This window comes from Ruegeria sp. B10 (genome assembly GCF_056539825.1).
Genome location: NZ_JBQFVP010000006.1, coordinates 57,999 through 83,928, shown reverse-complemented (window position 1 = coordinate 83,928; position 25,930 = coordinate 57,999). Strand labels below are relative to the sequence as shown.

General features: G+C 53.4%; 27 protein-coding genes. 18 read left to right on the top strand and 9 right to left on the bottom strand.

Annotated elements, in window-relative coordinates:
- Positions 1-81 precede the first annotated feature (81 nt).
- The 13 genes from ACR0J4_RS09885 to ACR0J4_RS09825 all read left to right on the top strand — a co-directional run bounded on the left by ACR0J4_RS09885 (position 82) and on the right by ACR0J4_RS09825 (position 14,569).
- Positions 82-1,014 carry a class II glutamine amidotransferase domain-containing protein gene (locus ACR0J4_RS09885; protein WP_170642935.1) on the top strand — a complete coding sequence of 311 codons (933 nt, stop codon included), beginning with the start codon at positions 82-84 and terminating at the stop codon, positions 1,012-1,014.
- The gene (locus ACR0J4_RS09880; protein WP_170642934.1) at positions 1,002-1,871 is read left to right on the top strand and encodes a GltB/FmdC/FwdC-like GXGXG domain-containing protein; all 870 of its coding nucleotides are present in this window, start codon (positions 1,002-1,004) and stop codon (positions 1,869-1,871) included. The genes ACR0J4_RS09885 and ACR0J4_RS09880 overlap by 13 nt, the downstream gene beginning before the upstream one ends.
- Positions 1,872-1,924: 53 nt before the next feature.
- Positions 1,925-3,289 carry an FMN-binding glutamate synthase family protein gene (locus ACR0J4_RS09875; RefSeq protein WP_170555555.1) on the top strand — a complete coding sequence of 455 codons (1,365 nt, stop codon included), beginning with the start codon at positions 1,925-1,927 and terminating at the stop codon, positions 3,287-3,289.
- 13 nt (positions 3,290-3,302) lie between these two features.
- Positions 3,303-3,716: a hypothetical protein gene (locus ACR0J4_RS09870; RefSeq protein WP_170375242.1), complete on the top strand. Its 414-nt coding sequence runs from the start codon at positions 3,303-3,305 to the stop codon at positions 3,714-3,716.
- Positions 3,717-3,719: 3 nt separating this feature from the next.
- Positions 3,720-4,568 carry a carbon-nitrogen hydrolase family protein gene (locus ACR0J4_RS09865; protein ID WP_170375244.1) on the top strand — a complete coding sequence of 283 codons (849 nt, stop codon included), beginning with the start codon at positions 3,720-3,722 and terminating at the stop codon, positions 4,566-4,568.
- Positions 4,565-5,155 carry a hypothetical protein gene (locus ACR0J4_RS09860; RefSeq protein ID WP_170642933.1) on the top strand — a complete coding sequence of 197 codons (591 nt, stop codon included), beginning with the start codon at positions 4,565-4,567 and terminating at the stop codon, positions 5,153-5,155. The genes ACR0J4_RS09865 and ACR0J4_RS09860 overlap by 4 nt, the downstream gene beginning before the upstream one ends.
- Before the next feature lies 1 nt (position 5,156).
- Positions 5,157-5,450 carry a DUF1330 domain-containing protein gene (locus tag ACR0J4_RS09855; protein WP_170642932.1) on the top strand — a complete coding sequence of 98 codons (294 nt, stop codon included), beginning with the start codon at positions 5,157-5,159 and terminating at the stop codon, positions 5,448-5,450.
- Positions 5,447-6,781 carry a flavin-containing monooxygenase gene (locus ACR0J4_RS09850; protein ID WP_170642931.1) on the top strand — a complete coding sequence of 445 codons (1,335 nt, stop codon included), beginning with the start codon at positions 5,447-5,449 and terminating at the stop codon, positions 6,779-6,781. Before ACR0J4_RS09855 ends, ACR0J4_RS09850 begins: the two co-directional genes overlap by 4 nt.
- Before the next feature lie 67 nt (positions 6,782-6,848).
- On the top strand, positions 6,849-7,802 hold the full coding sequence (locus ACR0J4_RS09845) for an ABC transporter substrate-binding protein (protein WP_170642930.1): 954 nt from the start codon (positions 6,849-6,851) through the stop codon (positions 7,800-7,802).
- A 75-nt stretch (positions 7,803-7,877) separates the two neighbouring features.
- Complete coding sequence (locus ACR0J4_RS09840; RefSeq protein ID WP_170642929.1) at positions 7,878-8,897, top strand: betaine/proline/choline family ABC transporter ATP-binding protein; 1,020 nt, start codon at positions 7,878-7,880, stop codon at positions 8,895-8,897.
- On the top strand, positions 8,897-10,882 hold the full coding sequence (locus ACR0J4_RS09835; protein ID WP_170642928.1) for an ABC transporter permease subunit: 1,986 nt from the start codon (positions 8,897-8,899) through the stop codon (positions 10,880-10,882). The genes ACR0J4_RS09840 and ACR0J4_RS09835 overlap by 1 nt, the downstream gene beginning before the upstream one ends.
- 4 nt (positions 10,883-10,886) lie before the next feature.
- Entirely contained in the window at positions 10,887-13,259 is a 2,373-nt protein-coding gene (locus ACR0J4_RS09830) for a trimethylamine N-oxide demethylase (RefSeq protein ID WP_170642927.1), read from the top strand.
- A complete protein-coding gene (locus ACR0J4_RS09825) occupies positions 13,256-14,569 on the top strand; it encodes an NAD(P)/FAD-dependent oxidoreductase (RefSeq protein ID WP_170642926.1) in 1,314 nt (437 codons plus the stop codon). The genes ACR0J4_RS09830 and ACR0J4_RS09825 overlap by 4 nt, the downstream gene beginning before the upstream one ends.
- Here the strand turns inward: ACR0J4_RS09825 and ACR0J4_RS09820 are convergent.
- Positions 14,566-15,732, bottom strand: coding sequence for a cytochrome P450 (locus ACR0J4_RS09820; RefSeq protein WP_170642925.1), 1,167 nt, complete (start codon positions 15,730-15,732; stop codon positions 14,566-14,568). The two genes, ACR0J4_RS09825 and ACR0J4_RS09820, sit on opposite strands and share 4 nt — an antisense overlap.
- A 252-nt stretch (positions 15,733-15,984) precedes the next feature.
- Entirely contained in the window at positions 15,985-17,361 is a 1,377-nt protein-coding gene (locus tag ACR0J4_RS09815; protein WP_170375263.1) for an ammonium transporter family protein, read from the bottom strand.
- Between the two features lie 430 nt (positions 17,362-17,791).
- On the opposite strand from ACR0J4_RS09815, the gene ACR0J4_RS09810 reads away from it, so the two are divergent.
- Entirely contained in the window at positions 17,792-18,580 is a 789-nt protein-coding gene (locus tag ACR0J4_RS09810; protein WP_170642924.1) for a hypothetical protein, read from the top strand.
- A 56-nt stretch (positions 18,581-18,636) separates the two neighbouring features.
- Positions 18,637-19,344, top strand: coding sequence for an IS6 family transposase (locus tag ACR0J4_RS09805; RefSeq protein WP_170642923.1), 708 nt, complete (start codon positions 18,637-18,639; stop codon positions 19,342-19,344).
- A gap of 257 nt (positions 19,345-19,601) precedes the next feature.
- Here ACR0J4_RS09805 and ACR0J4_RS09800 read toward each other — a convergent pair whose 3' ends face one another.
- Positions 19,602-19,853: a hypothetical protein gene (locus ACR0J4_RS09800; RefSeq protein WP_170642922.1), complete on the bottom strand. Its 252-nt coding sequence runs from the start codon at positions 19,851-19,853 to the stop codon at positions 19,602-19,604.
- A gap of 115 nt (positions 19,854-19,968) precedes the next feature.
- On the opposite strand from ACR0J4_RS09800, the gene ACR0J4_RS09795 reads away from it, so the two are divergent.
- Positions 19,969-20,892: a LysR family transcriptional regulator gene (locus tag ACR0J4_RS09795; protein ID WP_170642921.1), complete on the top strand. Its 924-nt coding sequence runs from the start codon at positions 19,969-19,971 to the stop codon at positions 20,890-20,892.
- A gap of 104 nt (positions 20,893-20,996) precedes the next feature.
- Entirely contained in the window at positions 20,997-21,149 is a 153-nt protein-coding gene (locus tag ACR0J4_RS09790) for a hypothetical protein (protein WP_480668453.1), read from the top strand.
- Between the two features lie 33 nt (positions 21,150-21,182).
- Here ACR0J4_RS09790 and ACR0J4_RS09785 read toward each other — a convergent pair whose 3' ends face one another.
- The 5 genes from ACR0J4_RS09785 to gstA all read right to left on the bottom strand — a co-directional run bounded on the left by ACR0J4_RS09785 (position 21,183) and on the right by gstA (position 23,561).
- A complete protein-coding gene (locus ACR0J4_RS09785; protein ID WP_480668526.1) occupies positions 21,183-21,542 on the bottom strand; it encodes a GMC oxidoreductase in 360 nt (119 codons plus the stop codon).
- A gap of 16 nt (positions 21,543-21,558) precedes the next feature.
- Complete coding sequence (locus tag ACR0J4_RS09780) at positions 21,559-22,161, bottom strand: DMT family transporter (RefSeq protein ID WP_170642919.1); 603 nt, start codon at positions 22,159-22,161, stop codon at positions 21,559-21,561.
- 185 nt (positions 22,162-22,346) lie between these two features.
- A complete protein-coding gene (locus ACR0J4_RS09775) occupies positions 22,347-22,568 on the bottom strand; it encodes a tautomerase family protein (RefSeq protein WP_170642918.1) in 222 nt (73 codons plus the stop codon).
- Between the two features lie 4 nt (positions 22,569-22,572).
- Positions 22,573-22,953, bottom strand: coding sequence for a nuclear transport factor 2 family protein (locus tag ACR0J4_RS09770; RefSeq protein WP_170380846.1), 381 nt, complete (start codon positions 22,951-22,953; stop codon positions 22,573-22,575).
- Positions 22,953-23,561, bottom strand: coding sequence for a glutathione transferase GstA (gene gstA / locus ACR0J4_RS09765; RefSeq protein WP_170642917.1), 609 nt, complete (start codon positions 23,559-23,561; stop codon positions 22,953-22,955). Before gstA ends, ACR0J4_RS09770 begins: the two co-directional genes overlap by 1 nt.
- A gap of 108 nt (positions 23,562-23,669) precedes the next feature.
- Here gstA and ACR0J4_RS09760 point away from each other — a divergent pair, with 108 nt between their 5' ends.
- Positions 23,670-24,563, top strand: coding sequence for a LysR family transcriptional regulator (locus tag ACR0J4_RS09760; RefSeq protein WP_170642916.1), 894 nt, complete (start codon positions 23,670-23,672; stop codon positions 24,561-24,563).
- Between the two features lie 369 nt (positions 24,564-24,932).
- Here ACR0J4_RS09760 and ACR0J4_RS09755 read toward each other — a convergent pair whose 3' ends face one another.
- The gene (locus tag ACR0J4_RS09755; protein WP_170642915.1) at positions 24,933-25,892 is read right to left on the bottom strand and encodes an MBL fold metallo-hydrolase; all 960 of its coding nucleotides are present in this window, start codon (positions 25,890-25,892) and stop codon (positions 24,933-24,935) included.
- Positions 25,893-25,930: the final 38 nt, after the last annotated feature.

Genomic DNA, 25,930 nt, shown 5'->3' with positions numbered 1-25,930 from the left:
GCTTTTGGGCGAGTCTCGCACGACGCCAGCCCAACCATCAAACCAGCTAGTTGAAGAATTTGCAGGAGGAGCGCAGGTCAAATGTGCGGAATTGTTGGACTAATTCATCTCAAAGGAGCGTCGAATGTCGGCGGTGAGATGACGGCAATGCTTCAGTCGCTTAAGCATCGTGGACCGGATTCAACCGGCTATGCAGTCTATCGCGAAGATGCAGAAGACTATGTGATGCGGGTCAAGATTGCGGAAGCAGAGGACATGGATCGCGGTCGCGGCATCCATGACGTTCTGGAAGAGCGTCTGGCTCAGGTCGACGCGATCCTTGAAGAGCATGGCGCGAACGTAAAGCACAAGGAACGCGTACGTCCTTATGCGCTGCGCTATGTTTTGACCCACGACGGAAATACAGGGGAGATGGCGGAACACATCGAGGAGATCAATGATGTTGAGATCCTCTCGCTTGGAAACGGTTTGGAGCTGATCAAGGATCTCGGCGATGCATCCGTTGTCGCCGAAGCCTATGGCCTGAGTGATTTTCGGGGCACGCATGGTATCGGCCACACTCGGATGGCAACAGAGTCCGACGTCGATATCAAATCCGCGCATCCCTATTGGGCCTTCCCGTACAACGACGTCTCGGTCGTTCATAACGGGCAAATTACAAACTACTGGATTATGCGTCGCGAGATGGAACGGAAAGGGCACCGTTTTATGTCGAACTGCGACAGCGAGTTGCTGGCAGTCTACACAGCGCACAACCTTGCCAACGGCGTAACGCTGGAGGAAAGCCTAAGGCGTTCGATTGATGAGATCGATGGTGTTTTCACCTATCTTGTTTGCACCAAGGATCAATTGGGCATGGCCAAGGACACAATGGCTGCCAAACCGCTGGTCCTTTACGAGAGCGACGACCTAATCGCCATGGCCTCCGAAGAGGTCGCGATCCGCGCGATCCTGCCTCATGAAATCGACACTACCGATCCCTACGACGAGGAGGTTCGCGTATGGCAAGCGTAAGCGATGCAAACCTGAAGGGAATGACCCAAGAGGAACGGGTCAAAGCTTTGGGCATGACAACTGATCAGCTAACAGGGCGGTCCATGTATATCGAATTCGACCCTGATGCGACCGAACGGTTTGCCTATCCCTGGGCACCTGACGTTGATTTCAACAAACGGACTGAGCTTGATTGCGACGAGATGACCGCGACGGAGGTCAATGCAAATATCCGGTCGCTGATGGAAGAAGGTTACGGTTCCATTGTGATCAAGAACCCGCGCGGCATGCACAGCCTTGGTGTTGGGATCCTGAATAAGCTCAACCTGATCGTCGAAGGTTCGACAGGGTACTTTGCGGTCGGCCTGATCGATGGGCCCAACGTGCGGATCAATGGACGCGTAGGCTGGTCCTGCGGCGAGAATATGATGTCCGGCACAGTGATTGTGGAAAAAAACGCTGGGTCCACATTTGGAGCAGCTATTCGTGGCGGTGATCTTGTGTGCCGAGGTTCTGTTGGATCACGTACTGGCATCGACATGAAGGGCGGGACGATCATCGTAGGCGGTGATACTGGTGCGCTTTCTGGTTTCATGATGCAGCGCGGCCGGATGGTTGTTTGCGGCAATGCCGGAAAGAACCTCGGTGACTCGATGTACGACGGCACGATCTACATCGGGGGCGATATTCAGTCCTTAGGCGTCGATGCGGTTGAGGCTGAACTGACCGACCTCGACAAGGCTTGGTTGACGAGAAAACTCACCCAGTACGGGATGATGCCAGACAACGGTGTCGATCACTTTACCAAAGTAGTCGCGGGCAAACAGCTCTGGAACTACGACAACCTCGAACCGAACGAGAAAAAGCTCATCCTCTAAGGGACGGCCTTGCTCGCCAAGGATGCCCGATAACCCTTTGAAAGGTATAAAACATGGCAGATGGAAACCCGCCAACCAAGAAAGTTCTCGATCGTGATGTGAACCGTATCGGAGACAGCTTCATTTTCCCGCCGCGGGTCATGGACGACATTCACATCAAGTCCGAACTTGGCCGTTACAGAATGCGAGGTTTCTCGCTGTTCAAAAAAATTCCGCATTGGGACGATCTGACTTTTCTTCCCGGCACACTGACGCGCTTTGTTATTGAGGGCTATCGCGAGAAATGCGAAACAAAAACGGTCATCGGACCGCGTGCGAAAAGGCCGTTGGAACTGGATATCCCAGTCTACATAACAGGCATGAGTTTTGGTGCCTTGTCTTATGAGGCGAAAACTGCACTGGCGCGTGGGGCGACGATGGCGGGGACCGCCACCTGTTCGGGCGAGGGTGGTATGATCCCTGACGAACGTCGGTATTCGTCGAAATGGTTCTATCAATGTATTCAGTCGCGCTATGGGTTTAATCCTCACCATCTGGTGCTTGCAGACGGTTGCGAGTTCTTCATCGGACAGGGATGTAAGGTTGGACTAGGTGGCCACCTTATGGGGCAGAAGGTGACTGACCAAGTTGCCGAAATGCGCTCGTTGCCCGCCGGTATCGACCAACGTTCGCCAGCTCGCCACCCAGATTGGTTAGGGCCGGACGACCTCGCGCTGAAAATCCAGGAAATACGCGAAGCGACAGACTGGCAAATTCCGATCCAACTGAAACTTGGCGCTGCCCGAGTCTATGACGATGTGCGAATGGCTGTAAAATGCGATCCGGACTCGATATACATTGACGGTATGGAAGGTGGCACCGGCGCGGGTCCACACCTTGCGACCGAAGATACCGGGGTTCCCGGTATGGCCGCAATCCGCCAGGCGCGCAAAGCGATTGATGATCTTGGAAAGCGGGGCGACATTACTTTGATCTACGCTGGCGGCATCCGCAACGGTGCGGATATCGCTAAGGCGATTGCTCTCGGCGCGGACGCAATCGCGATCGGGCATTCGGCGATGATGGCGCTCAATTGTAACAAGGACATCCCTGAGGCCAACTACCCCGAGGAAATCGGGGCGGAGCCAGGTTATTGCTATCACTGCCACACAGGCCGTTGCCCGGTTGGTGTAGCAACACAAGATCCCCTTCTGCGCCAACGCCTTGACCCTGATGAAGCGGCAGAGCGTGTCTACAACTTCCTGCATACTCTGACGATTGAGGCGCAGCTGTTTGCCCGCGCTTGCGGAAAAACGCATCTGCATTCGCTTGAGCCTGAAGATTTGGCGGCACTGACCATGGAAGCTTCAGCTATGGCCGGAGTCCCATTGGCTGGCACAAGCCACACCGTCGGCGTCGAAGACTATCATCACCTTTAAGGAGACCTGAGCTATGGCCGGAACACAGTATCGAGGGTCTGAAATCAAGGACGTCAACCAGTTCATCAATGATGCGGATGGACTTGAATCAGAGCGTGAGAAAGAAATTGGGCAGCATATTGGCTACCGATACGATGTGAATCTTGTGCCGGATTACAGCCGGCTCACGCCTTTCCTCAAGGACTACATAGAGTTCATGGGCTGGGACGACTTGAATTGGCTCGAAGACATTCACATGGGTTACGAGGAAGGTAAACCTGCGGTCTTTGACCGAAATATCAACGGATGGGTTCGGATACCGGACAGCATCGAACTTCCCGACAATCAGCAGGACCGTGACATGATTGCGCGAGAGCTATTGTTGAAGTTTCAAATGTCCGACCGTCACCCGTTGGTCATGCTTAGAAAGGCTTACAAAAAGTTCTAATTCATGCCGCGCCAGCTAAATATCGCCTGCCTCCAAACCCGGCCCATGCCGACCATGGAGAGTGCTTTGGCCGAGGCCTTGCCGATGGCCGAAGCAGCAGTTCGAGCGGGTGCTCAAATGCTATTCTTGCCCGAGTATTGCGGCGGGTTAGCATCAGATGGCAAACGTTTGTGCCCACCATCTCAGCCGGAATCGAAACACCTTGTACTGAGCAAACTGCGAGAATTTGCGGCCGAGCGGAAAGTTTGGGTGAACATTGGATCCATCGCTGTAGACGGACCGGACGGGAAGATCATCAATCGTGGCTATATGCTCGATCCTTTGGGCGAAATTCTGGGGTACTATGACAAGATACACCTGTTTGATGTAGATCTTGCTGAAGGCGCCACCTATCGCGAAAGCGACACCGTAGCGCCGGGGGATCGTGCCTGCATTTACGAGACCTCTTTGTGCAAAGTGGGTCACACGATTTGTTATGATCTCCGGTTTCCCGGGCTTTTCAGGGATCTTGCGCAGGGAGGCGCGGAAATACTGTGCTGCCCAGCGGCTTTCACCAAAATTACCGGAAAAGCGCATTGGCATGTTCTTAATCGAGCGCGCGCCATAGAAAACACGTCATTTGTTGTTTCCCCATGTGCTGTCGGTCCTGTTCCTGGTGGCGGTGCGAGCTATGGGCATTCACTTGTAATCAGTCCGTGGGGAGAGGTTCTGGCCGACGGCGGCGACATTCCCGGTGTCATCCACGCCCAACTGGATCTTGACCTTGTTCAAGCCACGGCAGCGCGCGTTCCCAGCTTACTTCATGACAGGTCATATCGAACAGAAGACCCAATCAAAAAGGACGTCGCATGAGTTCACTGGGTACCGTCCTGGGAGAAGGCTATTCTGCTTCGCCGCTGCGCCTTGCGTTTCTCAAGTGGCAGTGCCGAGTAAGGCAGATAGCGATGCGCGACAATCAAGGTCGCCCAGATGATGCGATTACACCGGCTCTTTATTTGCCAAAACAAGACGAACCGCTTGGGCACATCATCACTCTGCTGAACAAGGCTCCGGGTTATTCGGTCACGCCAGAAATGCTGCACATGGCGAAGAAGACGAATGATCCGGCTCAGCGTCGTGATCAGGCGATCCGGTTCTTTTCCGCGACTTACTACCAAAAAGCGGCAGAGTTCTCAGATATCCTGACAGCCACCTTTCCACCGGGTTCACAAGGGGCAGGCTCCATACGTGACGCAAACATGGTTCGCCTACGTTTCGAGGCGTACATGCAGGTGTTTGATCTGTCTTGCAAAGTCTGGCGACTGGCATCAAATAACCCACTGTATCAGGCGACTATGGCGCACAACCGGTTGTTCAATCCGGCCTTACCAGAAGACACCGAGGTTCTGGGCTTTGAGCCGGACTGGAACGCCAGTTCATCGGAACCAGAGGTGCGCTGATATGGTTCCGGGATACCTCATTGCACAGATACGCGTGACAGACGCTGAGACGTATCCTTCCTATGTCGCAATGGTTCAGGCGATCGTAGAAAAGTTCGGCGGTGAATTTCTTGTGCGTGGAGGCCGCAACGAAAGTCATGAGGGTAGCCCCCATGGCGATCGGCACGTCGTAATTAGATTTCCAAGTTATCAGGCTGCAAAGGACTGGTACCATTCCGCGGATTACGCCGAGGCCAAAGCACTTCGAATGTCCGCTTCCAGTAGCGTTCAAACCATAGTCGAGGGGGTAGAATGACCAAACGTATCTGTATTATCGGAGCAGGTCCGTCTGGGCTTGCACAACTACGTGCATTTCAGTCAGCCGCCGAAAAAGGCGCGGAAATCCCCGACATTGTCTGTTACGAAAAACAGGCAGATTGGGGTGGGCTCTGGCGATATACTTGGCGCACCGGACTGGATGAGCACAGCAACCCCTGCCATGGGTCAATGTACCGTTATCTTTGGTCGAATGGACCCAAGGAAGGGTTGGAGTTTGCGGATTACACCTTCGAAGAACACTTTGGAAAACCCATTGCGTCCTACCCACCGCGTGCTGTCCTGTTCGACTATATCGAAGGCCGGGTAAAAAAGGCGGATGTCCGAAAGTACATTAAATTCAACACCGTTGTGCGAGATGTGCGAACGGTTGAAGACGGGTTTGAAGTAACAGTTCGTGATGCCCTAAGTGATACTGAAGAGCGAAGGATCTTTGATCAGGTAGTGGTAGCATCAGGGCACTTTAGTTTCCCGAATGTACCGCATTATCCCGGTTTTGAGTCCTATAAAGGTCGCATCCTGCACGCACATGACTTTAGGGACGCGGTGGAGTTCAAGGACAAGGACATCCTAATCCTAGGAACATCCTATTCTGCTGAAGATATCGGCTCTCAGTGTTGGAAGTACGGATGCAAATCAGTAACGGTGGCACATCGGACAGCGCCCATGGGTTTCAATTGGCCGGATAATTGGGCGGAAGTTCCAGCGCTGGAGAGAGTGGACGGAAAAACCGCGTACTTCATTGACGGAACCTCTCGTGAAGTAGATGCGATTATTCTGTGCACTGGATACAAGCATCATTTCCCATTCCTGCCAGATGATTTGCGATTGAAAACGGCTAACCGACTGGCTGCAAACGACCTTTATAAAGGTGTCGTGTACACAGGAAATCCTGATCTCTTTTATTTGGGCATGCAAGACCAGTGGTATACATTCAACATGTTTGACGCGCAGGCTTGGTGGGTGCGGGACGTGATAATGGGCCGCATAGCATTGCCGGATGCCGCAACAATGGAGGCGGATTGGCAGAAACGACAGGCCGACGAAGACGCTCTTGAAGATGACTATGCCTGCATCGCGTATCAGGGCGCGTACACTGGCGAGCTCATCAATGAGACCGACTACCCTTCATTCGACATCGAAGCAGCAAACCAGGCTTTCTACGAATGGAAAAAGCACAAAAAGCAAGGAATTATGGAATTCCGGGATCATGGCTACACCAGCCCAATGACCGGCACAAAGGCGCCCCCACACCATACGGTCTGGAAGGATGCGCTGGACGACAGTCTTGAGGACTACCTGAAGACTTGAACAGGGCGAGTATACCCTCGCCCTGAACGGGCGTAGCGGCATCGCCGAAACAACTGGGAGAATGAAAATGAAAAGACTGACTTTATTGGCCTCTGCAAGTGCGGTTGCAATATCGGGTGCTGCAGCGCATGCAGCCGACAGCGAAGATCCGATCGTAATCCCGATCCACAATTGGTCCAGCCAAATTGTGATGTCGAATGTCGTTGGTCAGATGTTCGAAGAAATGGACCTGAACGTTGAGTACGTCACTACCGACAGTCAGGCTGTGTACGAGTCGGTCCGCCTGGGCGACGTCGCGTTAGAGCTTGAAGTCTGGGAAGGTGCATTCGGCGCTTCTTTCCGCGAGGCGCTTTCCAAAGGAGGACTGCATGACGCCGGTGACCATGACGCCGTAACGCGCGAAGACTGGTGGTATCCAATGTGGACCAAGGACGCTTGCCCCGGATTACCGGATTGGGAAGCTTTGAACGACTGCGCTGCAGTGTTTGCGACTGCTGAGACAGGCGACAAAGGACGTTACCTTGATGGCCCGGTCGATTGGTTGAAACACGGGCAGGAGCGGGTCGAGGCGCTGGGTATGGACTTTGTCGTTGTGAACGCGGGTTCTGCTGCGGCACTCTGGGCCGAAATCGGTGCTGCAGAGGCTGAAAAGAAACCCGTTGTTGTGTTCAATTGGACACCAAACTTTGCCGAGGCTGTCTGGCCAGGTGAATTCGTTGAGTTTCCTGCTTGGGAAGACGGCTGTGACACCGATCCTGCAGTAGGCCCAAACCCGGACGCCCTCTATGACTGCGGTAATCCGGCCACCGGCTATCTTAAAAAGGCGGCTTGGGATGGTATGAAAGACAAGTGGCCAACAGCGTATTGCGTGCTGACAAAGATATCTTTCACCAACCCTCAGATCGCTGAAATGGCGAAGTTGGTGGATACTGATGAGTTGGAACCTGATGAGGCCGCGGTCGAATGGCTTGTAGCAAACCGTGACGTTGTTGATCCGTGGGTTCAGGAATGTTCGGGCTGATATTTAGCTGATTTGACAAACACACCTGTCCCGCGAGACCATGGGGGGCAGGTGACCGGACGACAGGGGAATGGCATGGCACCGGTAATCTCGGCCAGAAATGTTTGGAAGCTTTTTGGGGCTCAACCAGAAAAGTACCTGCGATCAATGCCGGAGAGTCATGGTTTCGACGATATTAGAGCCGACGGATATATTGCTGGGGTCAAAGATGTTTCTGTAGATGTCGGTCAAGGTGAAATGCTTGTTATCATGGGGCTTTCCGGGTCCGGGAAGTCAACTCTGGTTCGTTGTTTCTCCAGGTTGCACGACATTACTGGCGGCACCATCGAGGTCGAAGGTCAGGACATTATGTCATTGGCGGAAAAAGACCTGATTGAATTGCGCCGGTCCAAAATGGGAATGGTGTTTCAGTCCTTTGGCCTGTTGCCGCATCGAACGGTTCTGGAAAATGTTGCGTTTCCATTGGAGATGCGTGGGCAAGACAAACACACGCGGCGCGAACGTGCCTTGGAAGTCGTGCGCTTGGTCGGCCTTGAAGGGCGCGAAGATTATTTCCCGCGCGAACTGTCGGGTGGGCAGCAACAGCGTGTTGGTATTGCTAGATCTCTGGCAATTGAGCCGGACATCTGGTTTTTGGATGAACCTTTCTCGGCACTCGATCCTCTGATCCGCCGAGAAATGCAGGACGAGTTTCTGCGTTTGCAGGAGATGCTGGGTAAGACGATCGTTTTCATTACCCACGATTTCGACGAAGCGCTTCGGTTGGCGGACCGGATCGCAATTATGAAAGACGGCGCGATCGAACAATGTGATACGCCAGACGCGATCGTTATGAACCCCGCAACCGAATATGTCCGGAAATTCACTGAGGATATCGACAAAGCGCGTGTTGTTCATGCCCGCGGCTTGTCGCGACCGATAAATGGTCATGCACTGGAAGGCGAACCGGTTGATTCGAAGGCCACAATTCAGGATCTGGCGCGACAATTGGTTAACGAAACCCGCGAAGAGATTCCGGTGGCGGACAATTCTGGAAAAGTTGTTGGCGTAATGCAGCGCTCAGAAGCACTCGATCTTTTGTTGGGGGCTGGTTGATGGCCGTCACGCACGCCTCCGAAGTCGGCGCAAGCGCCTACGATGGTGGCCGTCGAGATCCGGTTTTGTTGGCATTGATTGGTACTGCACTGGTTTTTATCATGGCGCATGCATTCGGCGTGCTGCCACCTTGGTTACAGCGGATTCCAGAGGCGATGATCCCGCCAACTGCAGAGGCACTGGACGCTGTTTTCGCCTTTGTTCAGAATGATTTGGGCCTTATCTATGTGACCAGATTCATCGCGGAGGGACCACTTGAGTTCCTTTTGGATGCAACTGCAAACCTGCTTTATGGAAAACGCCGCTGGCCCATGCTGGGGCCGATCCCATGGACGGCAATTGCAGCTGCGGCGGCGGTACTTGGCTACTACCTCGGCGGCTGGAGGCTTGCCGCTTTGGCGGGGGGGACGTTTGTGTGGACTGCGCTCATCGGCCAATGGGACATTGCAATGCAGACCATGTCTGTATTGGTCGTCGCGGCTCCGATCGCATTTTTGCTTGGGCTTTTGTTGGGTATTGCTGCTTGGAAGTACGGTTGGGTGGATACCGCGATCAAGCCGATCCTGAGCGTGCTTCAGACACTTCCGTTTTTTACCTATCTGTTGCCAGCGGTGATCTTCTTTAAAGTTGGTCCAACAGCAGGGGCGGTTGCCACCATCATCTATGCTATCCCACCTATGATATTGATGACCACGTTGGGCCTGAAAAAAGTCAGTTCAGAAGTTGTCGAGGCGGGTAAGATGTCTGGCTGCACGCGATGGCAGATGTTAACGCGTGTTTATTTGCCTGCGGCACGCACCGAGATATTGGTCGGTGTGAACCAAGTTATCATGCTGTGTCTCGCAATGGTTGTACTGACGGCCTTTATTGGAATGCCAGGCCTTGGAGCAAAATTGCTGGCCATGATGGGCAGCTTTAAACTCGGCCGTTCTTTTGAGATCGGTGTGACCATCGTTTTGTTTGCAATAATGCTCGATCGATTGTCAAAGGCGTGGGTTGTCAAACAACCGGAGCACTTTGAGAAAGGTACCCCTTGGTGGAAGCAACATGCTTATTTCTTGGTCGGTCTAGCCGTCTTTTCCGTGTTCTGTATTATCGCGCAATTCGTTGATGTCTTTGCCGAAATCGGCCGACGTCAATCATTCTCTAAAGGAAAAGAGATTGACGCTTTAATTAAGGGTTTTTTGGCAATAGATGCCGTGAATGCCGTGACTGAATGGTTGCGCTGGTTCTTAAATGTCAAAGTTCTGATACCATTCCGAAACTCGCTGCTTTGGATTCCAACGCCCGCGTTCATTTTGCTGATTACTGCGCTGGCGTATTGGCTTGGTGGCAAGCGGCCCGCTATTTATGGGTTCGTTTTCTTTACACTTGTCGCGCTTTCGGGCTGGTGGGACCGTTCCGTTATCACGCTCTATACGGTGATCTCTGCCGTCATAATTTCAATGTTGATCGGCATCCCCCTGGGTATATTTGCTGCGCGGTCCGCAAAGTGGTCAAACCGTATCTTGCTGGCTTGTGATACTGCGCAGACATTCCCCAGTTTCATATACCTTATCCCAGCTATTATGCTGTTCGGCGTTAATGACGTTGCGGTTGTGTTTGCGATCGTAATCTTCACTACTGTTCCGCTAACGCGATACACGATTGAAGGGTTGCGCACAGTTCCGCGGGAAATAACCGAAGCGGCTGATATGTCCGGCGCGACACGTCGGCAGAAGCTATGGACGGTTCAGTTGCCAATGGCCCTGCCGACTATGGCAGTAGGATTTAATCAGGCAATAATGTTCGCCTTCTTCATGGTGATCATTGCCGCCTTCATTGGGACCCAGGACCTAGGTCAGGAATTGCAGCGGACGCTGGCAGGCACTGAGCTTGGTAAGAACATCGTACTGGGGATGAACGTTGCGTTTATGGCACTGACATTTGATCTGGCTGTCATGGCGTGGGCCGAGAGGCGCAAAAAAGTACTGGGGCTCGGGTGATGATATGAACAAGCCAGAGTTTATCGAGCATCCTTGGGAAAGACGTGGGATTGTCTCACCGGGTCTCCCGATATTGCCACATGGTGTTGAGCGACATCCTGTTCCAGGAGGCGGATCACGAGCGGTTCCGGTCTTTCGCGGCGACGAGATTAGCATCGTCGACAAAGAAGGTCTCCAGCAAGGAGAACTGGTGTTTTTTGCACCCGACCGAACTTCGGATGCGGCGATGCTTGGGGCCATCGGCAAGGGACGGCCCACCTCAACGATTGAAACGCTGGCAAATGGTTCACGCTCCGGTGCAAATGTGCTCAAAGCGCTGGCAGCATCAGGGTTCAACATTGAAACTGGGGATGCGGTAAGTGTTTTTTCCGAAGGATCAAAGCCCGGGGATACGACAAGCTTTACCGCGGAATGCGATGGTTTATTGATCTGCGCAGCTCCGGGCAAGCCGATGAGCCCAGAGGCCCAGAACGCAACGACCGAACTTGTCTTGTACATCCGCCGAGCCGACCCAAAACAGGCCAAAGAAACGGTCGGACCACCCGATCCGCTGGCCGATCCCTTGCAGGACCTTAACATCCAACCAGGGCACGCGTCGGCCTACGAAGTCAAAAAAGGTGAGTACATCCAAATTTTGGACGTGAAGGGCAGGGAATGTTCTGACTTTCAGGCCTTTTCGTTGCGTGCGCTCGACAACGGCCTTGAGCGCGAGATAGACCCGACCACAACCCGTAGCTTAATGGGAAGCCTCTACCCCAACCCGGGAATTTTCTCGAAATACTGGTCCGTTGATCAGGAGCCGCTGGTTGAGATCGTACAGGACACCTGCGGACGTCACGACACGTTTGGTCTCGCTTGTACCGCTCGCTACTATGAGGATCTCGGCTACCCAGGGCATATCAATTGCTCGGACAACATGAACGCGGATCTGGCCAGATTCAACATTCGGCCGCGCGGAGGCTGGCCAGCGATCAATTTCTTCTTCAACACGATGCTCGACGATACAAACGCGATAGGGATGGACGATCCCTGGTCGCGGCCCGGCGATTTTGTGTTGCTCAGAGCATTGTCTGATCTGGTTTGCGTAAGCACCGCGTGCCCATGCGATGTCGATCCGGCAAATGGATGGAACCCGACGGATATCCAGGTCCGCACATACAGAGCCACCGAGGATTTCAAGAGATCCGTTGGCTATAGAAAATCTGCGGAGGCGGATGTGGAAGAGACAAAGAAAACCGCGTTCCATGAGTGCTTTGCACGCCACACCGCAGACTTCGTAGAATATAATGGTTACTGGCTTGCAAACACGATCCCCAAGCTTGGAAGCATTGCAGAGTATTGGGCAGTGCGTGAAAAAGCAGCTGTCATGGATCTGTCGCCACTGCGGAAATACGAAGTGACGGGGCCAGACGCAGAAGAGCTGATGCAGGCCTGCGTTACGCGGAACGTCAAGAAAATTAGTGTCGGGCAGGTCAGTTACACCGCCATGTGCTACAAGCACGGCGGGATGATTGACGATGGAACGATCTATCGTTTGGGGGACAACAATTTCCGTTGGATAGGGGGCAACGACACAAGTGGGTTGTGGCTCAAGGAACAGGCCGCCAAGCGGGGTCTGAACGCCTGGGTGCGGCCATCAACAGATCAGCTTCACAACATTGCTGTGCAGGGGCGCCATTCCCGGGACATACTTACGAAAGTCTTTTGGACGCCGCCAACCCAACCATCCGTAGAGGAACTGCCCTGGTTCCGCATGACAATCGCACGCATTGGCGACTACTCCGGAACTGCGGTTGTGATTTCCAGAACCGGTTATTCAGGTGAGTTGGGCTACGAAATTTTCTGCCATCCAAAGGATGCGGTCGAGGTGTTCGACGCTGTCTGGGAAGCCGGTCGGGAATATGATCTCGCGCCGTTGGGCCTGGCTGCGCTGGACATGATGCGGATCGAAGCAGGACTCATTTTCGCAGGAAGCGAATTTGACGACACGACTGACCCGTTTGAAGCCGGTATCGGCTTTACAGTGCCACTGAAGTCAAAGGAAGATGACTTTATTGGTCGCGCTGCATTGGAAGAGCGCAAAGCGCATCCGCACCGAAAACTTGTCGGATTTGAGATCGAAGGAGGGACGGTGCCCTCGCCCGGCGATTGCGTTCGGATTGGCAAGGCGCAAGTCGGCGAAATCACCTCTGCCGTTAAGTCGCCGGTACTTGGAAAGGTGATCGCACTTGGCCGAGTTGCAACTGCACATTCCGAGATCGGAACCGAAATCCAAATCGGCCAGCTTGACGGCCAGCAAAAGCGATTGAAGGCTCGTGTTGTAACGTTCCCTCATTTCGACCCCGAAAAAGAGCGGGTGAAAGGTAACTACGGTTGAACCTGTTCACACAGGATGCTGTTCCGGGGCGTCCTTATTGGTGGGATGGTGTGGCGTGGCCCTCTCCTGAAGGCAGGCTACCAAAGAAAACGGATGTTCTTGTAATTGGTGCCGGATACACTGGATTGTCTGCGGCCATTGCGGCGCATGATGCAGGCGCCCGGGTTTTGGTCATAGACAGCGGTCAGCCAGGACAGGGTGCTTCGACCCGAAACGGAGGTATGCTAGGAGCCCACCCGCGTGTCGGCTGGGACACGTTGGCAAAACGCTATGGCCCGCTGGTCGCTGACGCTCTGTTCTCGGAGGCTTCAGATGCGCTGAGGTGGGTCAAAGACCTGTTAAATAAAGAGCAAATTAGTTGTGACTACGAAGAATGCGGGCGCATTCAATTGGCCTACACTTCGGGCCAGTTCGCGGCGCAACAAAGGTTGGCTAAGCAGGTTTCGGAAAAAGGCGGTGGGCCGTGTATGATTCTGAGCCGCGATGAGTTGCCGAGCAATATAGTGACGCCGCTCTATAAGGGAGCGATCCTGTTCCCAACACACGGCGCGTTGCATCCTGCGAAGTATCTGCTCGGTTTGTTGAGTGCTGCATCCCGCCGGGGCGTTCCTGTCCTTTCGAATTGCCCGGCGGTAGATATTCAAAAGGCAGGAGCAACTTGGCGGGTTTCAACACCGCAAGGGAGCATCTCCGTCGACAAAATTATCCTCGCAACCAATGGCTATACAGGTTGGCAGTTCAAATGGTTCAACCGTCGTGTCTTTCCAGTGCCGAGTTTTATCATAGCAACAGAAGCGTTGGCGCCTGAGATAATACAGGCGCTAGCACCCGGTCGCCGCATGATGGTAGAAACAAGAAGACACCACTGCTACTTCCGGGTGTCATCTGACGGATCCCGTTTTTTGTTTGGTGGTCGCGCAGCATTGGTGGATATCGACCTTTCTACGGCCGCGCGCCGTCTGCACAGGAAAATGATTGAGATATGGCCTAAACTACGGGGAGTTCGATTATCCCATGTCTGGACCGGCAACACGGGTTTTTCCTTTGGCCAGTTACCACATGTCGGCGAGCGAAACGGTATTCATTATGCTATGGGATACTCCGGCGGCGGAACTGTTTTGGCCCCATGGCTGGGTCGCAAGGCAGCCCTACGCGCCGTGGGCGCGCTAGACGGTGAAACAGCATTTTCACAAACGAGTCTTTCTTCGCGTTGGTTCCATCGTGGTGGTCCGCCTCATTTCTTGCGTCCAGTTGATCTGTGGTACCGTCACTGGGTAGATCGAAGTGAGGACAGAAACGCATACCGCTAATTCGCCCAGGTGGGTAAGACGGACATCCGTAGCGGGCTGGTGTTGCCGCTGTCAGGCAAAAAAACCGGTTCTTCCGCAAGTTCAATAGTTTCCCAGTGACGCAACCAGACGTTCAGCGCCGCCATCATGTCTGTTCTTGCGACCAAGTGTCCAAGACAGTGGTGCGCGCCCCCTCCAAAACCAAAATGCGACTTTCGACGGACGCGAACATCGAATTGGCCATTGTGACCAGTTCTCGGGTCAGTCGCAGAAGCATGTACTAAAATGTGAACGGTTTCACCCGAACGAATTGAGACATCACCAATAGTGACATCCTCCAAGGCTTCGCGGGTCGCCCAAGTCGTTGTAGGGCGCATCCTGATTATCTCGTCGATTGCGTCTGAAACCGCTTTCGGATTGTTCCGTAGCCAGGCCCACTGCTCTGGATACAGCGAGAACAGATGCGCTGCGAATGCCAATTGGGCGCGGGTAGTATCCACACCGCCAAAGATGGAAATTACGGTCAGATCAACTAATGCCTGACGATCTTCGTATTCTTCTGACATCAGGCGAGCTACAAAACTGTCGCGCGGGGGTGCATCGATTAATCTGATTGCCTGTTCCGTTAACCGATCTACCGATGCGTTAACCTCAGTTTGGTAGCGGACTGCTTCAGGGCCCATCGCAAGCCCAAGACACGTTGCATCTGCCGCAAGTCGTTCAGACATATGCATCGGTAGTCCCAGAAGCGCCGTAATAGCCTGTCCCGCGAACGGCTCGGTGAAGCGATCAATTATTTCAAAAGGACCTGATCCCCGTAGGGATTCACATAGTGTTTCAGCGATTTTGGTGAATGTGGGCTCCAGTGCGAGGATATGTTCCTTTGCAAGAGCATTCTGGGCGATTTTCCGTAACGCGGCGTGGTCTTCACCCTCCAGCGAGATGATACTGCGTTTCCAGAACTCTGCAAAACTGCCTTCAAGCCCAACCGTTTCTGGCCAAGCGTGGCTGCCTTGACGGAACCTACGGTCTCGCAAAATCATACCGGCTTCGCGGTGCCGAAGAACTGCATAGCCGAACGGCGTTTCAGCGCACCAGGATGCTTCACGCGCGGTATGTACTTCCGGAGATCTTGTGGAAAACCCCGGCTTCTTGACGTCAAGAAAGGGAAGAGTTCGATCCATTGATTCCCAATCAGAAAGGGCCGCACACTTCGTGCGGCCCTCCGTTTAGCAAGGTTGCGTTTATTCCTTTAGTCTTTTGTAAGCATCGTGTTCGTGCTTTTGCCCGCTCCACAAGGCAAACAAGCAAATTAGAACCGCAAGTACGAACCAGAGCATCGGTGTGGAACCTCCAGCACCCATAAAGATCGGACCGCTCATTTCATCCACGTTTGCTAGGCTAAATCCCATTACTTCGTCTCCCTATTGTAAACATTACTCGGCAGGGTTGGCCGAAGGTGTAATACCTTCGGGGTACGCCTGCATTGGCACTTTCGTTAGGTCGAGGCCCGCTATCTCGGCTTCCTCAGTGACGCGCAGCATCCCCATTTTGTTGAGTACCCAACTGATGACGTACCCGGGCACGAAACCCACGAGGAAAAAGACCACGGCGCCGACTATTTGGCCAAGCAGCGAAACGGTCGCGACGTCGTCTCCTTGAATTGCAGGCAGTCCTGCACCCCAGATGCCAAACATGATGAGACCGAACAGGCCAATGGTGCCGTGAACGGTCACCGCTCCGACAGCGTCGTCGATGCCCCGGTTCTCAAGCCATGTATAGCAAGGCTTAAGCAGAGCACCGCCAGCAAAGCCCATCACAAACGCCAGTGATGGGTCATATACGTCTAAGCCTGAGGCGGTTGCGATGATGCCTGCGAGGGCGCCTGACATCATGAAGAACGGGTCCCTAGCGATTGCCCATGCACCAATGATTCCGCCTGACATGCCCATCAAAATGTTGAAAGCCAGCGAGCTCAGTGTCATCGGCGTGCCATAGATGGTAGTGGCTTTATCAGCATACCAACTCCAGGCCTCGCCTGGAACGATTACGCAGGCCATCAAGAATCCCCAGAAGCCAACGATGATCAGCATCAGGCCAGTAACTGTGAACGGCATGTTGTGACCGCCGATATGGTTGGCCGTTCCATCCTTATTGAATTTGCCAATTCTCGGACCGAGGTTGATGAGCACACCAAGAGCAAAGAAACCTGCCACTGCGTGAACCAACCCTGCCGCGCCAAAGTCGTGTACACCCCATTGGGTGACCAACCAACCGTCTGCGTGCCAGCCCCAAGCCGCAGCGACAACCCACGCGAAAGAGCCCAGGACGACTGCAAGGATTACAAATCCCACGACTTGGATCCGTTCGATAACCGCGCCCGAGAAAATCGATGCTGTGGTTGCCGCGAACAAAGCGAATGCGCCCCAGAACACACCGGTTGACTGATCGTCTAGGTTGGGGCCAGCACTATCGGACCATGGCCAAGCGAACGACGCGTATGTGGCGCCTGAGATCCCCATGGCACCTTCGGAGAAAGTGATCCCGGTTGGGAAGCCCCAGTAGACCCACCACCCGAAGAAGTAGAAGGTGGGCATCATGAACGCAAAGGCGAGAATGTTTTTTATTCCCGAAGCAAGCACGTTCTTTTGGCGCGATGCGCCCATCTCATATGCCAAAAACCCTGCATGGATGATGACCATCAATGGTATCGTGAGGTAATAGTAGGTTTCTGCAAACATCGTGTTCGTTACAGAAGTCGATGCTTCCAGTTCCGCGACCTTGGCCGCCAGTTCTGCTAGTTGCTCTTCCATGTTCCCAACCTTGCTTGGTTTCCGACCGTGCTTGTTCACCGCAGACAAGTTTCAAGAGTCTGCGACAAAATGCTACACTAAACCAATTCGAAACCAGAAGTAAAAAAATTGATCCAAAACTAAACCAAATAACAGCGGGCAGAATGACGCTTGGGAACAGGTGACTGTAAATTCTATGTCTATTGTGAATCCTTGTGGCGTTGTGAATTCAAGTCTTGCTAACCCGATTGGGTTCATCTCCAAGCTACAACGTTCCCGAATTTTGTGATTTTTCAATCCGCGCTAGCAGTCAATTTTTCGGCACAAATTGGACATACCCGATGCCGTTCCTTCAGGCTAAATTGACTTCATGTTTTGAGTGCAACGTTGTCATTTGGAAGAACTCAGATAAAACGATTGCGCGAACTAAAACTGTGTCTTTGGGTCGGCGATGGAAGAAATACTTCTTAGAATCAGCGCGTTAGAAAGAAAGCGGCTGGAAGGTGAACGGATATTTCAGAGCATCCGAAAGTCTTTGGCTCTTGAAAAGCTAGACATCTCAGTTGTGCGTGCCTCACCGAAGCCCGGAGAAATTAACGAAAAAATTCACTACGCAACGGATATTGGGGCTCCCACGATACCTGATGTAGAGGAGCAGGTCGCTGAATTATTGGTTCAATTAACTGCAATGGTTTCTGATTGCATTGACATCCTGCTGGATTCTCGAGGGATTTCCAGCGCGAAAGGAGACAGCGAGTTTCGAGAATTGAAACCAAGAAGTCTTGAGCTTTTGATGGCGCTCATAAACGACAGCACATGTGAGGAAAACAAAAAACTATCGGCAAATTCGGCATACCAGAAAGTGAAGGAAAGCGAGATTGCGCTGGAACAAAACCGGCCACCTGCCCTAAGAATTTTGCCCATTGTCTTGGCGATTGAGGAAGTTGAGGTCGTAGTCTACGAAAACGCGCGGCTTTTGAGAAAGAGAGTCTCTGTGGTTGTGGAAAACGGGATTCTTAAATTCGGAAGTCTGGAGGTATCCAGCGTGGAGAATGTTGGTGGGGGGGCTTTGTATCGGTTTTCACTTGAAATAGGTTCAAAAAGACTGCCGGGAGACTTTCTCACGCTCATTGAAGGCGCTTTTGAGCTTGTTGATATCTCAACAGTTGCAGCCCGATATGAACTAGGATTCGAACTCGATGGTACACGTTACCGCTTTGGAGTCGTAGACGTTCATTAGGTTTTGTCAGAAGAACTTTGCTTGAGGCGGGCAGGGGTGTTGCGTAGCTTTTGCCCATGAACAGACCTGCCTCTTTCAAATACTTTAAAACCAGCCCCGAGATCATCCGCCTTGCGGTGATGCTGTACATCCGTTTCCCTCTCTCGCTTCGAAATGTGGAAGATCTGCTGCACGAGCGAGGCATCGATGTGAGTCACGAAACCGTTCGATATTGGTGGAACAGGTTTGGCCCGATGTTTGCTTCTGAAATGAGGCGGAAGCGGGTTCAGCAATTGAGAGCATACTCCAAATGGAAGTGGCATGTGGACGAGGTTTTCGTGAAGGTGAATGGCAAACGGCATTATCTTTGGCGGGCTGTTGATCACGAAGGCGAGGTGCTGGAAGCCGTTGTCACCAAACGCCGAAACAAAGCTGCAGCACTGAAATTTCTCAGGAAATTGATGAAGCGACACGGCAAAGCGGAAACCGTCGTCACGGATCGCTTCGCATCGTATCGGGCCGCTTTCAGAGAGCTTGGTACTGCCAAAAAACAGCAGACGGGCAGGTGGCTCAACAACCGAGTTGAGAATTCACACCTTCCTTTCCGACGACGCGAACGCGCGATGCAACGGTTTAGGCGCATGCGAAGTTTGCAGAAATTCGCCGCCGTCCATTCCTCCGTCTACAACCACTTCAACCAGGAAAGATCGCTCGCCAGCAGAGATACCTTCAAGTTGACACGCACCGCCGCTCTCGCCGAGTGGCGTCAACTTTGTTCCGGATAGGTTCACGCTATCCGCGGGAAACTGAGACTGGTTCGAATTCGTCTGACAGCACCATGCGGATGGCTGCAAAGTCCGCATCTCGGAAGTCACCTTGCTTGGAATTGAAGGTCTGCTTTGGGCTGCGACCAGCCAACCATGCTTGCCGCAAAGAATGTCCGCATCGAGCCCAAAGCGGCAAACGCGGCGCATTGCACCAATGTCCGCCGTCGCGGTGACAAGGGATATCAGCTGCAGCCGTTGGCTGATTGGGACATGGCTCAAACGTGCTTCGAATGCAACCGTTCGGCGGTGCATTGCAGCTTTATTGCGAAAGCATTCAAAATCAGTGCAATTCTGCTCCGAAGGAACATAGTTGTTTGTTTGCGCTTGTGCTGGCGTGCCGTTTTGGCTTCAAGCACCAGGGTGCGTCGACGGTTGGCAAGGTATGCATCCTGAGCAACCTCAAAGCGGTTTCTGGGGGGAGTTTGCTGGCGTATCTCAGAAAGATAAGTGTTCAGATCGAATACCATAGCGTGCTCTTGTGTTTGAATTATCGGTTCTACTTACATCCTCCTGTCTTTCAAAAATTTTCGTAATCCACTAAAAATGCAATGGACTGTTTCATAATTCAAAACGGTTAGTGAAATGAACAAGCTCGATGCGATCAAGGTTAGCCGTGAAGTGGCACGGCAAGGTGGCTTTGCGGCCGCAGGACGACGCTTAAACATTTCCACCCCTAGTGTAAGTCGTCTTGTTTCTGAACTGGAAGATTACCTAGGCGTGCGACTGTTTCTACGCTCAACGCGCCAGATTAGCCTGACCGAAGAGGGCGATGAATTCTTAAATCGCGCCTGTAATCTGGTTGACGAGCTCGACGCCATCAGCGCTGAAATCAAAGATCGTCGTTCGGCCCCACGCGGACACCTAGTCGTTAGTAGCGTCGTCGCCTTCGGACAGGAAATGATTGCTCCCGCCATTCCGGGATTTCTGGCCAAGTACCCTGATGTGACAATCGACCTGCGTCTCGAAAACCGTCACACCGACCTAATCCAGGAGAATGTTGACCTCGCAATAAGGGTCGGAGGTAGCGAGGGACTGAAAATCTCGGAGTTGAAGTCGCGGTTACTATTCTCACAAAAGTTAATTTTTGTCGCGATGCCTGAGTTTGTCGAACGGTATGGCGCACCAGAGGATTTGGAGGATATAGCGGACCGTCCCACCGTGAAGCAGATGACTGGCAACTGGGGCGTGGTAAATCGGTTGAGCAGCGGCGGCAAGCTTGTCGAATTTAGGATGCCGGATACATTTGTGGTGAACTCGCCAAATGCAGCGATAAATGCCGTGAAATCAGGGCACGTCATGGGATTGATCGGTGACTATCTCGTGCAAGACATGCTGGCGCAAGGTCAACTCCTAAGGCTTTTGCCAAGCTATAAGACAGAAGAGCAACCTGTGTTTGCGGTTTTTGTGCACCGCAATTACATGCCCGCAAAACTCAGGGCCTTTATAGACCATTTGGTCGAAGTGCTATATGACCCACAGTCACCGTCAGCCAAGGTGGGTGGTTAGTCAAAAGCTGACACTGAGCATCAGCTTTCACAGGGCTGCTTAATCCTGCATGGCGGACTTTAGCGTTTTGCAAAGTTGGGTCTGCTGTCCGCCACTTAGCGGACATGCCCGGCAACAATGCCGTCGTTGCCATCAACCAGAACCGGGTTTGTGAACCCGAACTTTCGGATCAACGCTGCGATCTGGTCGATCTGATTCTTAGAATGCGTTCGGGCGCTGCTTTTTTCATTGAGCCAGAGACTTTAACACAAGCTTAGCTTCAAGCGTTTGACTTTAAATACAAATGGGCTCTAGGACAATTTCTCGCGGGCGGATCCGATGCCAAGGATCAGGTCGGCGCATCTCTCGCCCAGCATCATGGCAGGTGCGTTTGTGTTGCCTGCGTTTATATCGGGCACGGCGGACATGTCGCACACCCGCAAGCTCTCGATCCCGCGTACGCGCATCCTGGCGTCCAGAACGGCCCTTTCGTCGCCGTCCCCGCCCATTTTGGCTGTGCCCGCCGGGTGATAGTTGGTTTTCATGAATCGCTTGCAATGTGCTCGTAGCGTCTGGTCGTCGTCCGCTGTAGGAATGACGATTTCGCGAACCCTTTGAGCAAGCGGGCCCGAAGTGAATGCCCGGCGAAAGAACCGCTGCCCCCGGATCATCTCCTGCATGTCGTCTTCATGCTTCAGAAGGTTGGGCGAGGCCACCGACAATAGCGGTTGCCAGAAACGGCGGGATGTCGAAGGTTTTGGATGTTGCGGCGAAACAGGCCCAGCAACAGGCGCCGATCAAAAACAGTACGTGACCGGCGAAAATGTTCGGGCCCGCGAATGGCCTACCTGCAAGGACGAATACAGACAATGTGGCAATCAAGATCAGCAAATAGCCGATGATCTGACGCCGTTGAACGGGTGCACCAAAGAAAACAGCGCAGATTGCAGCGGCCAATAGAGGCATCAGGCCGGGAACCAATGCGCCAGCATGAGCAACCGGCGCTTTGCCCAGTCCCAGCCCGACGCTTAGGGTGAACGGGGCACCATACGCGGACAGAAGCAGGCAGCGTGTGACTCCAAGCCGGGCGACCTCATGCCGGCGGGCCCACAAGACGGGGGCAAGCAGAATGGCAGGAAAAAACGCACGCAGCCCGGCAAGGTCAACGACAGACAAGCTTGTCGTGCGCCCCGATGAGGTCAGGACCAGCCAGCCGGCCCAGATCACAACGGCCAGGGCCATCCAGAGGTACCCTTTCAGCATGTCAGTTTGAGTAAGGTTCGGGTTCATAACCGGTTCCGCCAATTGAGTGTGAAAGCTGAAAAACCCTCTGGCGTCAGCCCTGCACCAGCCGGTCGATAGGCCAGCCTGCCTTGGCGCAGGTAGGAACGCTTGGGGTGTCTCTAAGACGTTTCCTCTGAACCGGTGCGCCATCAGGCGCACCGACAGTTTTGGTTTTAGGTATCGAAGAGGGTTCAGCGCGTCTTGGCGCGGATATAGCGGACCGAACGGCCTTTCATACCCCAGTTTTCAAGCGGGACTTCGTCAATCACCACAAAGGTCGTTGTGGGATTTTTGTTCAAAACCCTCTGAAGCAGATCGGTGACACCCGAGATAAGCAGCGCCTTTTCTTCTGCAGACGGGCCTTTACCTTCGGGGCCGCCTTCCTGTGTTACCTTGATGTTTACGTAAGGCATCGGATTACTCCTTTCGCTCGACAAACGAGAAGACCTTAGTCAGAACGCGCCAGCCGTCGCCTGTATTAATCAGTGTCAGAAGATCCTGGTAGTTGCGCCCCATCATGGTCATTCGAGCCTCGACAATACCGATGCGATCGCCTTTGAGCGCGACCCGTTCGATCACCTCTTGTCGGGGGTCGCCGCGCGAGGCGGGCGGGGTGCGCCCGTCGATCCTGTGCATATAGGCCTCCAACCCCATGAATTCGTAGGTGCCCGAGGTGCCGTTCACATAAGCAAGGTCTTTGTGGAAAACGGTCCTCAGCACGTTGCTGTCAGAGTGATAGAGACCGTCAAAGTAACGCTTCATCAGCTCTTGGATTTCGGGATGTTTCGACTGTACCATCATACTAGCCCTTCCGCGGCAAACGCCGATTTTACAGCCGGACGTTCGGCAATCCGCGCGACATAGGCTGCAAGATGCGGCCAGCCCGACAGGTCAATGGATTTGAAGTTCGCCCAGTTTACCAGAACAAACGTATAGGCATCCGCAACCGAAAAGGTTTCGTTCACAAGGAATGCCCTGCCATCGGAAAAAACCGTTTCAAGATAGTCGAATTTCGAACGAACTTTTTCTTCGGCGGCTTGCTGCTCTGCTGCGGTCGCATTGCCGGCAAAGAGCGGGCCCCACGATTTGTGCAGTTCGGCAGCGGCATAGTTGAGATGCTGTTGCACTCTTGCGCGCGCAACACTACCAGGTTCGGGGGCAAAGGCGCGCTCTGCGTTGTTGTCTGCGATGTACTGAAGAATGGCGACGCCTTCACTCAGGGTTTCGTCGCCAGTGATCGTCAGCGAAGGCACATAGCCGTTGGGGTTGATGTCGCGATAGTCGCTTCCGCTGGCGGTCAATCCGGCATTGGTGTCAACCGCTTCGATCTCGAATTCGGCGCCGACCTCGTACAGCATGATGTGGCTGGCAAGCGAGCAGGCGCCGGGTTTGTAATAGAGTTTCATTTCAGGCTCCTTTCTTGGGTGTGAACCTGAAGTAGCTGCCATGAGGGGCAATTGATAATATCGATTTCTCAGTATAATGATCTAAAAAGAAGATCATACGAGATCGACATGACCCTAGATCAACTCGTCGCCCTGGATGCGATTGTCGCCACCGGAACCTTTCGTGCCGCGGCAGAGCGCCTGAATAAGGCTCAATCTGCGGTCAGTCATCAAATCAGGAAACTGGAGGCGGAATTGGAGTTCGACCTTTTCTCTCGCGAAAGTTACAGACCGGAACTGACACCCGAAGGTGAGATATTTTTCCGGGAAACAGCGCGGGTGTTGGAGCAAGTGAGTGCGTTAAAATCCGTTGTCGCCGGACTGCGAAGTGCTCAAGAGCCAATGGTTTCCATAGCTATTACAGCAACTATGTCGCTGGAACCTGTCCTCGATCTCTTGGCCAAAGTCAGGCAGACTTATCCCGGAACAAACATCAACGTCGCCTCCGAGATGATGGGTGGGCCGCTCGCAAGGTTGATGGAAGGTGCTGCTGATATGATCATAGCGGGGCTTCAAGACGTTCCGATCGACGAGGTGGAAACGCTCCCGTTTGGTTCGATCACCATCCGGCCTGTTGCAAGCCCTGAGTTTGCAGCGGCCAAAACGCGAGGCGTGCGTTCCAAACGAGAAATGCAGGGCTATACTCAGGTGATCGTGGCCGGGAGCGGTAGCAAGGATTTCGACCAAAGCAGAGATGTTCTGTCTGGCGGCCAACACTGGATCGTGTCGGACTTTGAGGCCAAGAAGTCGATTATCAAGGCCGGCCTGGGTTGGGGCGGTGTCCCAGAGCACCTGATGCAAGAGGAACTTGAATCAGGCGAACTGATTCCGTTGAACGTCGATGGTTTCCCGCCTCGGCACACAGACGTGTTTGCGATCCGCCGGCGTGACAAAACAATGGGCAAGGTTATGTCGGAAATCTGGAAGCTCTTGGCAGCTCGACAACAAAACGTTGTTCGGTAAACCGATCCGATTCACCAAGAACCGAGCCGGTGGTGTCGCAAACATGATCCGGAAGGAGCAATTCTCTAGTGATACGACCCCTGGTTTTCGGTTGTTTGCTGAGATCACAGGATCACTGCGTCTGGCATATCTCTGGCTTTTGTCGTTCCAAAGGTTTGCGACACTACCCACACAGTATCGGACGTAGAAGAATATCGCGAACAGGATCACGTCCTTCGAATTTTGCGCGCCTAAGGACGAGATCATGGTCTGACTTTCAACTTTAAAGTGCCGGTAGTCATACATCCGCTTGGAGCGGTCGCGTCAATTTTTAGAAACTTGCGAAAGAGCAAGTGGGCGCTGCCTGTTCGAGCGCCCACTTTTGTTGTTCTAAAGCCAGCTTGTCGGGACAAAGCGATATGCGTTGTCAGAACGGACAATTCGGCCAAGTCCTGGAAAATGTACGTGCGACCCGGCAATGAGCAGGCCATCCGCAGCCGCGCGATCAAAGATGCGCATCCGCGTTTGAGCTGCTTGTTCCGAATCCACGTCGAAACCAAAGCCTGTCTCAGGCAGTGCTGTCTGCAGATCCGTGCTGTGAAGAGCATCCGCGATCATGAGCAATTGTTGATCCCCACCATCAATATGTACTACAGCATGTCCGGGCGTGTGACCGGGGGCTAGTTCCAGCGTAACGCCCGGAGCGACTTCGGTTTCAGGCGCCACAGCACGAACGCGATCTCCGTAGGCGCCGAAAACACTCTGTGCCAGTGCGAACAATGGGCGGGCGTCTTCCGGGGCTTGAGTCAGCATGGTTTCATCTCCCCAGAACCCAAACTCAACATCAGTCATCACCAGTTCGGCTTTTGGGAAGGCAGCGCCTTCGTCGTCAACTAGACCGCCGATGTGATCCGGATGTGCATGCGTTACAATAACCATGTCGACGTCGTCAGCCACGACGCCTGCTGCGACCAGCCCATCGGCTAGCCGACCGAAACCCGGACCCAGGATATCGACCGCACCCATGCCACCGTCGATCAGAATTGTGCGATCATCGGATTGGAGCAAAAACGCATTAACAGGCGCAGGTAGCACGTCACCGGAAATCCCAGCAGCAGCCAGTGCTCCGTCGATCTGGGATTGCTCGGGGCCAAAGAAGAAGCTTTTACCAAGTGGGGCCATGCCGTCGAAGATAGCCGTTATGCGATAACGACCGACTGGCGCATCAAACATGGCAGGCGCGCGCGCGGCGGGCTGCTTGTTCTGGGCGGAAGCTGCGGTTCCGGATGAGATCAGAACAGGGGCAGACAAGGCGGCCACCCCAAAGCTACGGCGGGACAGATGTGTCATAGGATTTTCCTTCGCATGAAAAAACATCGTACACGAAA

What these genes read in the sequence shown, in the direction of transcription:
- ACR0J4_RS09860 (WP_170642933.1), top strand. Translation starts at nt 4,565, where the DNA reads ATGAGTTCACTGGGTACCGTCCTGGGAGAAGGCTATTCTGCTTCGCCG.
- ACR0J4_RS09870 (WP_170375242.1), top strand. Translation starts at nt 3,303, where the DNA reads ATGGCCGGAACACAGTATCGAGGGTCTGAAATCAAGGACGTCAACCAG.
- ACR0J4_RS09845 (WP_170642930.1), top strand. Translation starts at nt 6,849, where the DNA reads ATGAAAAGACTGACTTTATTGGCCTCTGCAAGTGCGGTTGCAATATCG.
- ACR0J4_RS09865 (WP_170375244.1), top strand. Translation starts at nt 3,720, where the DNA reads ATGCCGCGCCAGCTAAATATCGCCTGCCTCCAAACCCGGCCCATGCCG.
- ACR0J4_RS09785 (WP_480668526.1), bottom strand. Translation starts at nt 21,542, where the DNA reads ATGATCCGGGGGCAGCGGTTCTTTCGCCGGGCATTCACTTCGGGCCCG.
- ACR0J4_RS09830 (WP_170642927.1), top strand. Translation starts at nt 10,887, where the DNA reads ATGAACAAGCCAGAGTTTATCGAGCATCCTTGGGAAAGACGTGGGATT.
- ACR0J4_RS09800 (WP_170642922.1), bottom strand. Translation starts at nt 19,853, where the DNA reads ATGGTATTCGATCTGAACACTTATCTTTCTGAGATACGCCAGCAAACT.
- ACR0J4_RS09805 (WP_170642923.1), top strand. Translation starts at nt 18,637, where the DNA reads ATGAACAGACCTGCCTCTTTCAAATACTTTAAAACCAGCCCCGAGATC.
- ACR0J4_RS09885 (WP_170642935.1), top strand. Translation starts at nt 82, where the DNA reads ATGTGCGGAATTGTTGGACTAATTCATCTCAAAGGAGCGTCGAATGTC.
- ACR0J4_RS09875 (WP_170555555.1), top strand. Translation starts at nt 1,925, where the DNA reads ATGGCAGATGGAAACCCGCCAACCAAGAAAGTTCTCGATCGTGATGTG.
- ACR0J4_RS09770 (WP_170380846.1), bottom strand. Translation starts at nt 22,953, where the DNA reads ATGGTACAGTCGAAACATCCCGAAATCCAAGAGCTGATGAAGCGTTAC.
- ACR0J4_RS09790 (WP_480668453.1), top strand. Translation starts at nt 20,997, where the DNA reads ATGCCCGGCAACAATGCCGTCGTTGCCATCAACCAGAACCGGGTTTGT.
- ACR0J4_RS09815 (WP_170375263.1), bottom strand. Translation starts at nt 17,361, where the DNA reads ATGGAAGAGCAACTAGCAGAACTGGCGGCCAAGGTCGCGGAACTGGAA.
- ACR0J4_RS09835 (WP_170642928.1), top strand. Translation starts at nt 8,897, where the DNA reads ATGGCCGTCACGCACGCCTCCGAAGTCGGCGCAAGCGCCTACGATGGT.
- ACR0J4_RS09850 (WP_170642931.1), top strand. Translation starts at nt 5,447, where the DNA reads ATGACCAAACGTATCTGTATTATCGGAGCAGGTCCGTCTGGGCTTGCA.
- ACR0J4_RS09795 (WP_170642921.1), top strand. Translation starts at nt 19,969, where the DNA reads ATGAACAAGCTCGATGCGATCAAGGTTAGCCGTGAAGTGGCACGGCAA.
- ACR0J4_RS09880 (WP_170642934.1), top strand. Translation starts at nt 1,002, where the DNA reads ATGGCAAGCGTAAGCGATGCAAACCTGAAGGGAATGACCCAAGAGGAA.
- ACR0J4_RS09840 (WP_170642929.1), top strand. Translation starts at nt 7,878, where the DNA reads ATGGCACCGGTAATCTCGGCCAGAAATGTTTGGAAGCTTTTTGGGGCT.
- ACR0J4_RS09780 (WP_170642919.1), bottom strand. Translation starts at nt 22,161, where the DNA reads ATGAACCCGAACCTTACTCAAACTGACATGCTGAAAGGGTACCTCTGG.
- ACR0J4_RS09810 (WP_170642924.1), top strand. Translation starts at nt 17,792, where the DNA reads ATGGAAGAAATACTTCTTAGAATCAGCGCGTTAGAAAGAAAGCGGCTG.
- ACR0J4_RS09820 (WP_170642925.1), bottom strand. Translation starts at nt 15,732, where the DNA reads ATGGATCGAACTCTTCCCTTTCTTGACGTCAAGAAGCCGGGGTTTTCC.
- ACR0J4_RS09755 (WP_170642915.1), bottom strand. Translation starts at nt 25,892, where the DNA reads ATGACACATCTGTCCCGCCGTAGCTTTGGGGTGGCCGCCTTGTCTGCC.
- gstA (WP_170642917.1), bottom strand. Translation starts at nt 23,561, where the DNA reads ATGAAACTCTATTACAAACCCGGCGCCTGCTCGCTTGCCAGCCACATC.
- ACR0J4_RS09760 (WP_170642916.1), top strand. Translation starts at nt 23,670, where the DNA reads ATGACCCTAGATCAACTCGTCGCCCTGGATGCGATTGTCGCCACCGGA.
- ACR0J4_RS09775 (WP_170642918.1), bottom strand. Translation starts at nt 22,568, where the DNA reads ATGCCTTACGTAAACATCAAGGTAACACAGGAAGGCGGCCCCGAAGGT.
- ACR0J4_RS09855 (WP_170642932.1), top strand. Translation starts at nt 5,157, where the DNA reads ATGGTTCCGGGATACCTCATTGCACAGATACGCGTGACAGACGCTGAG.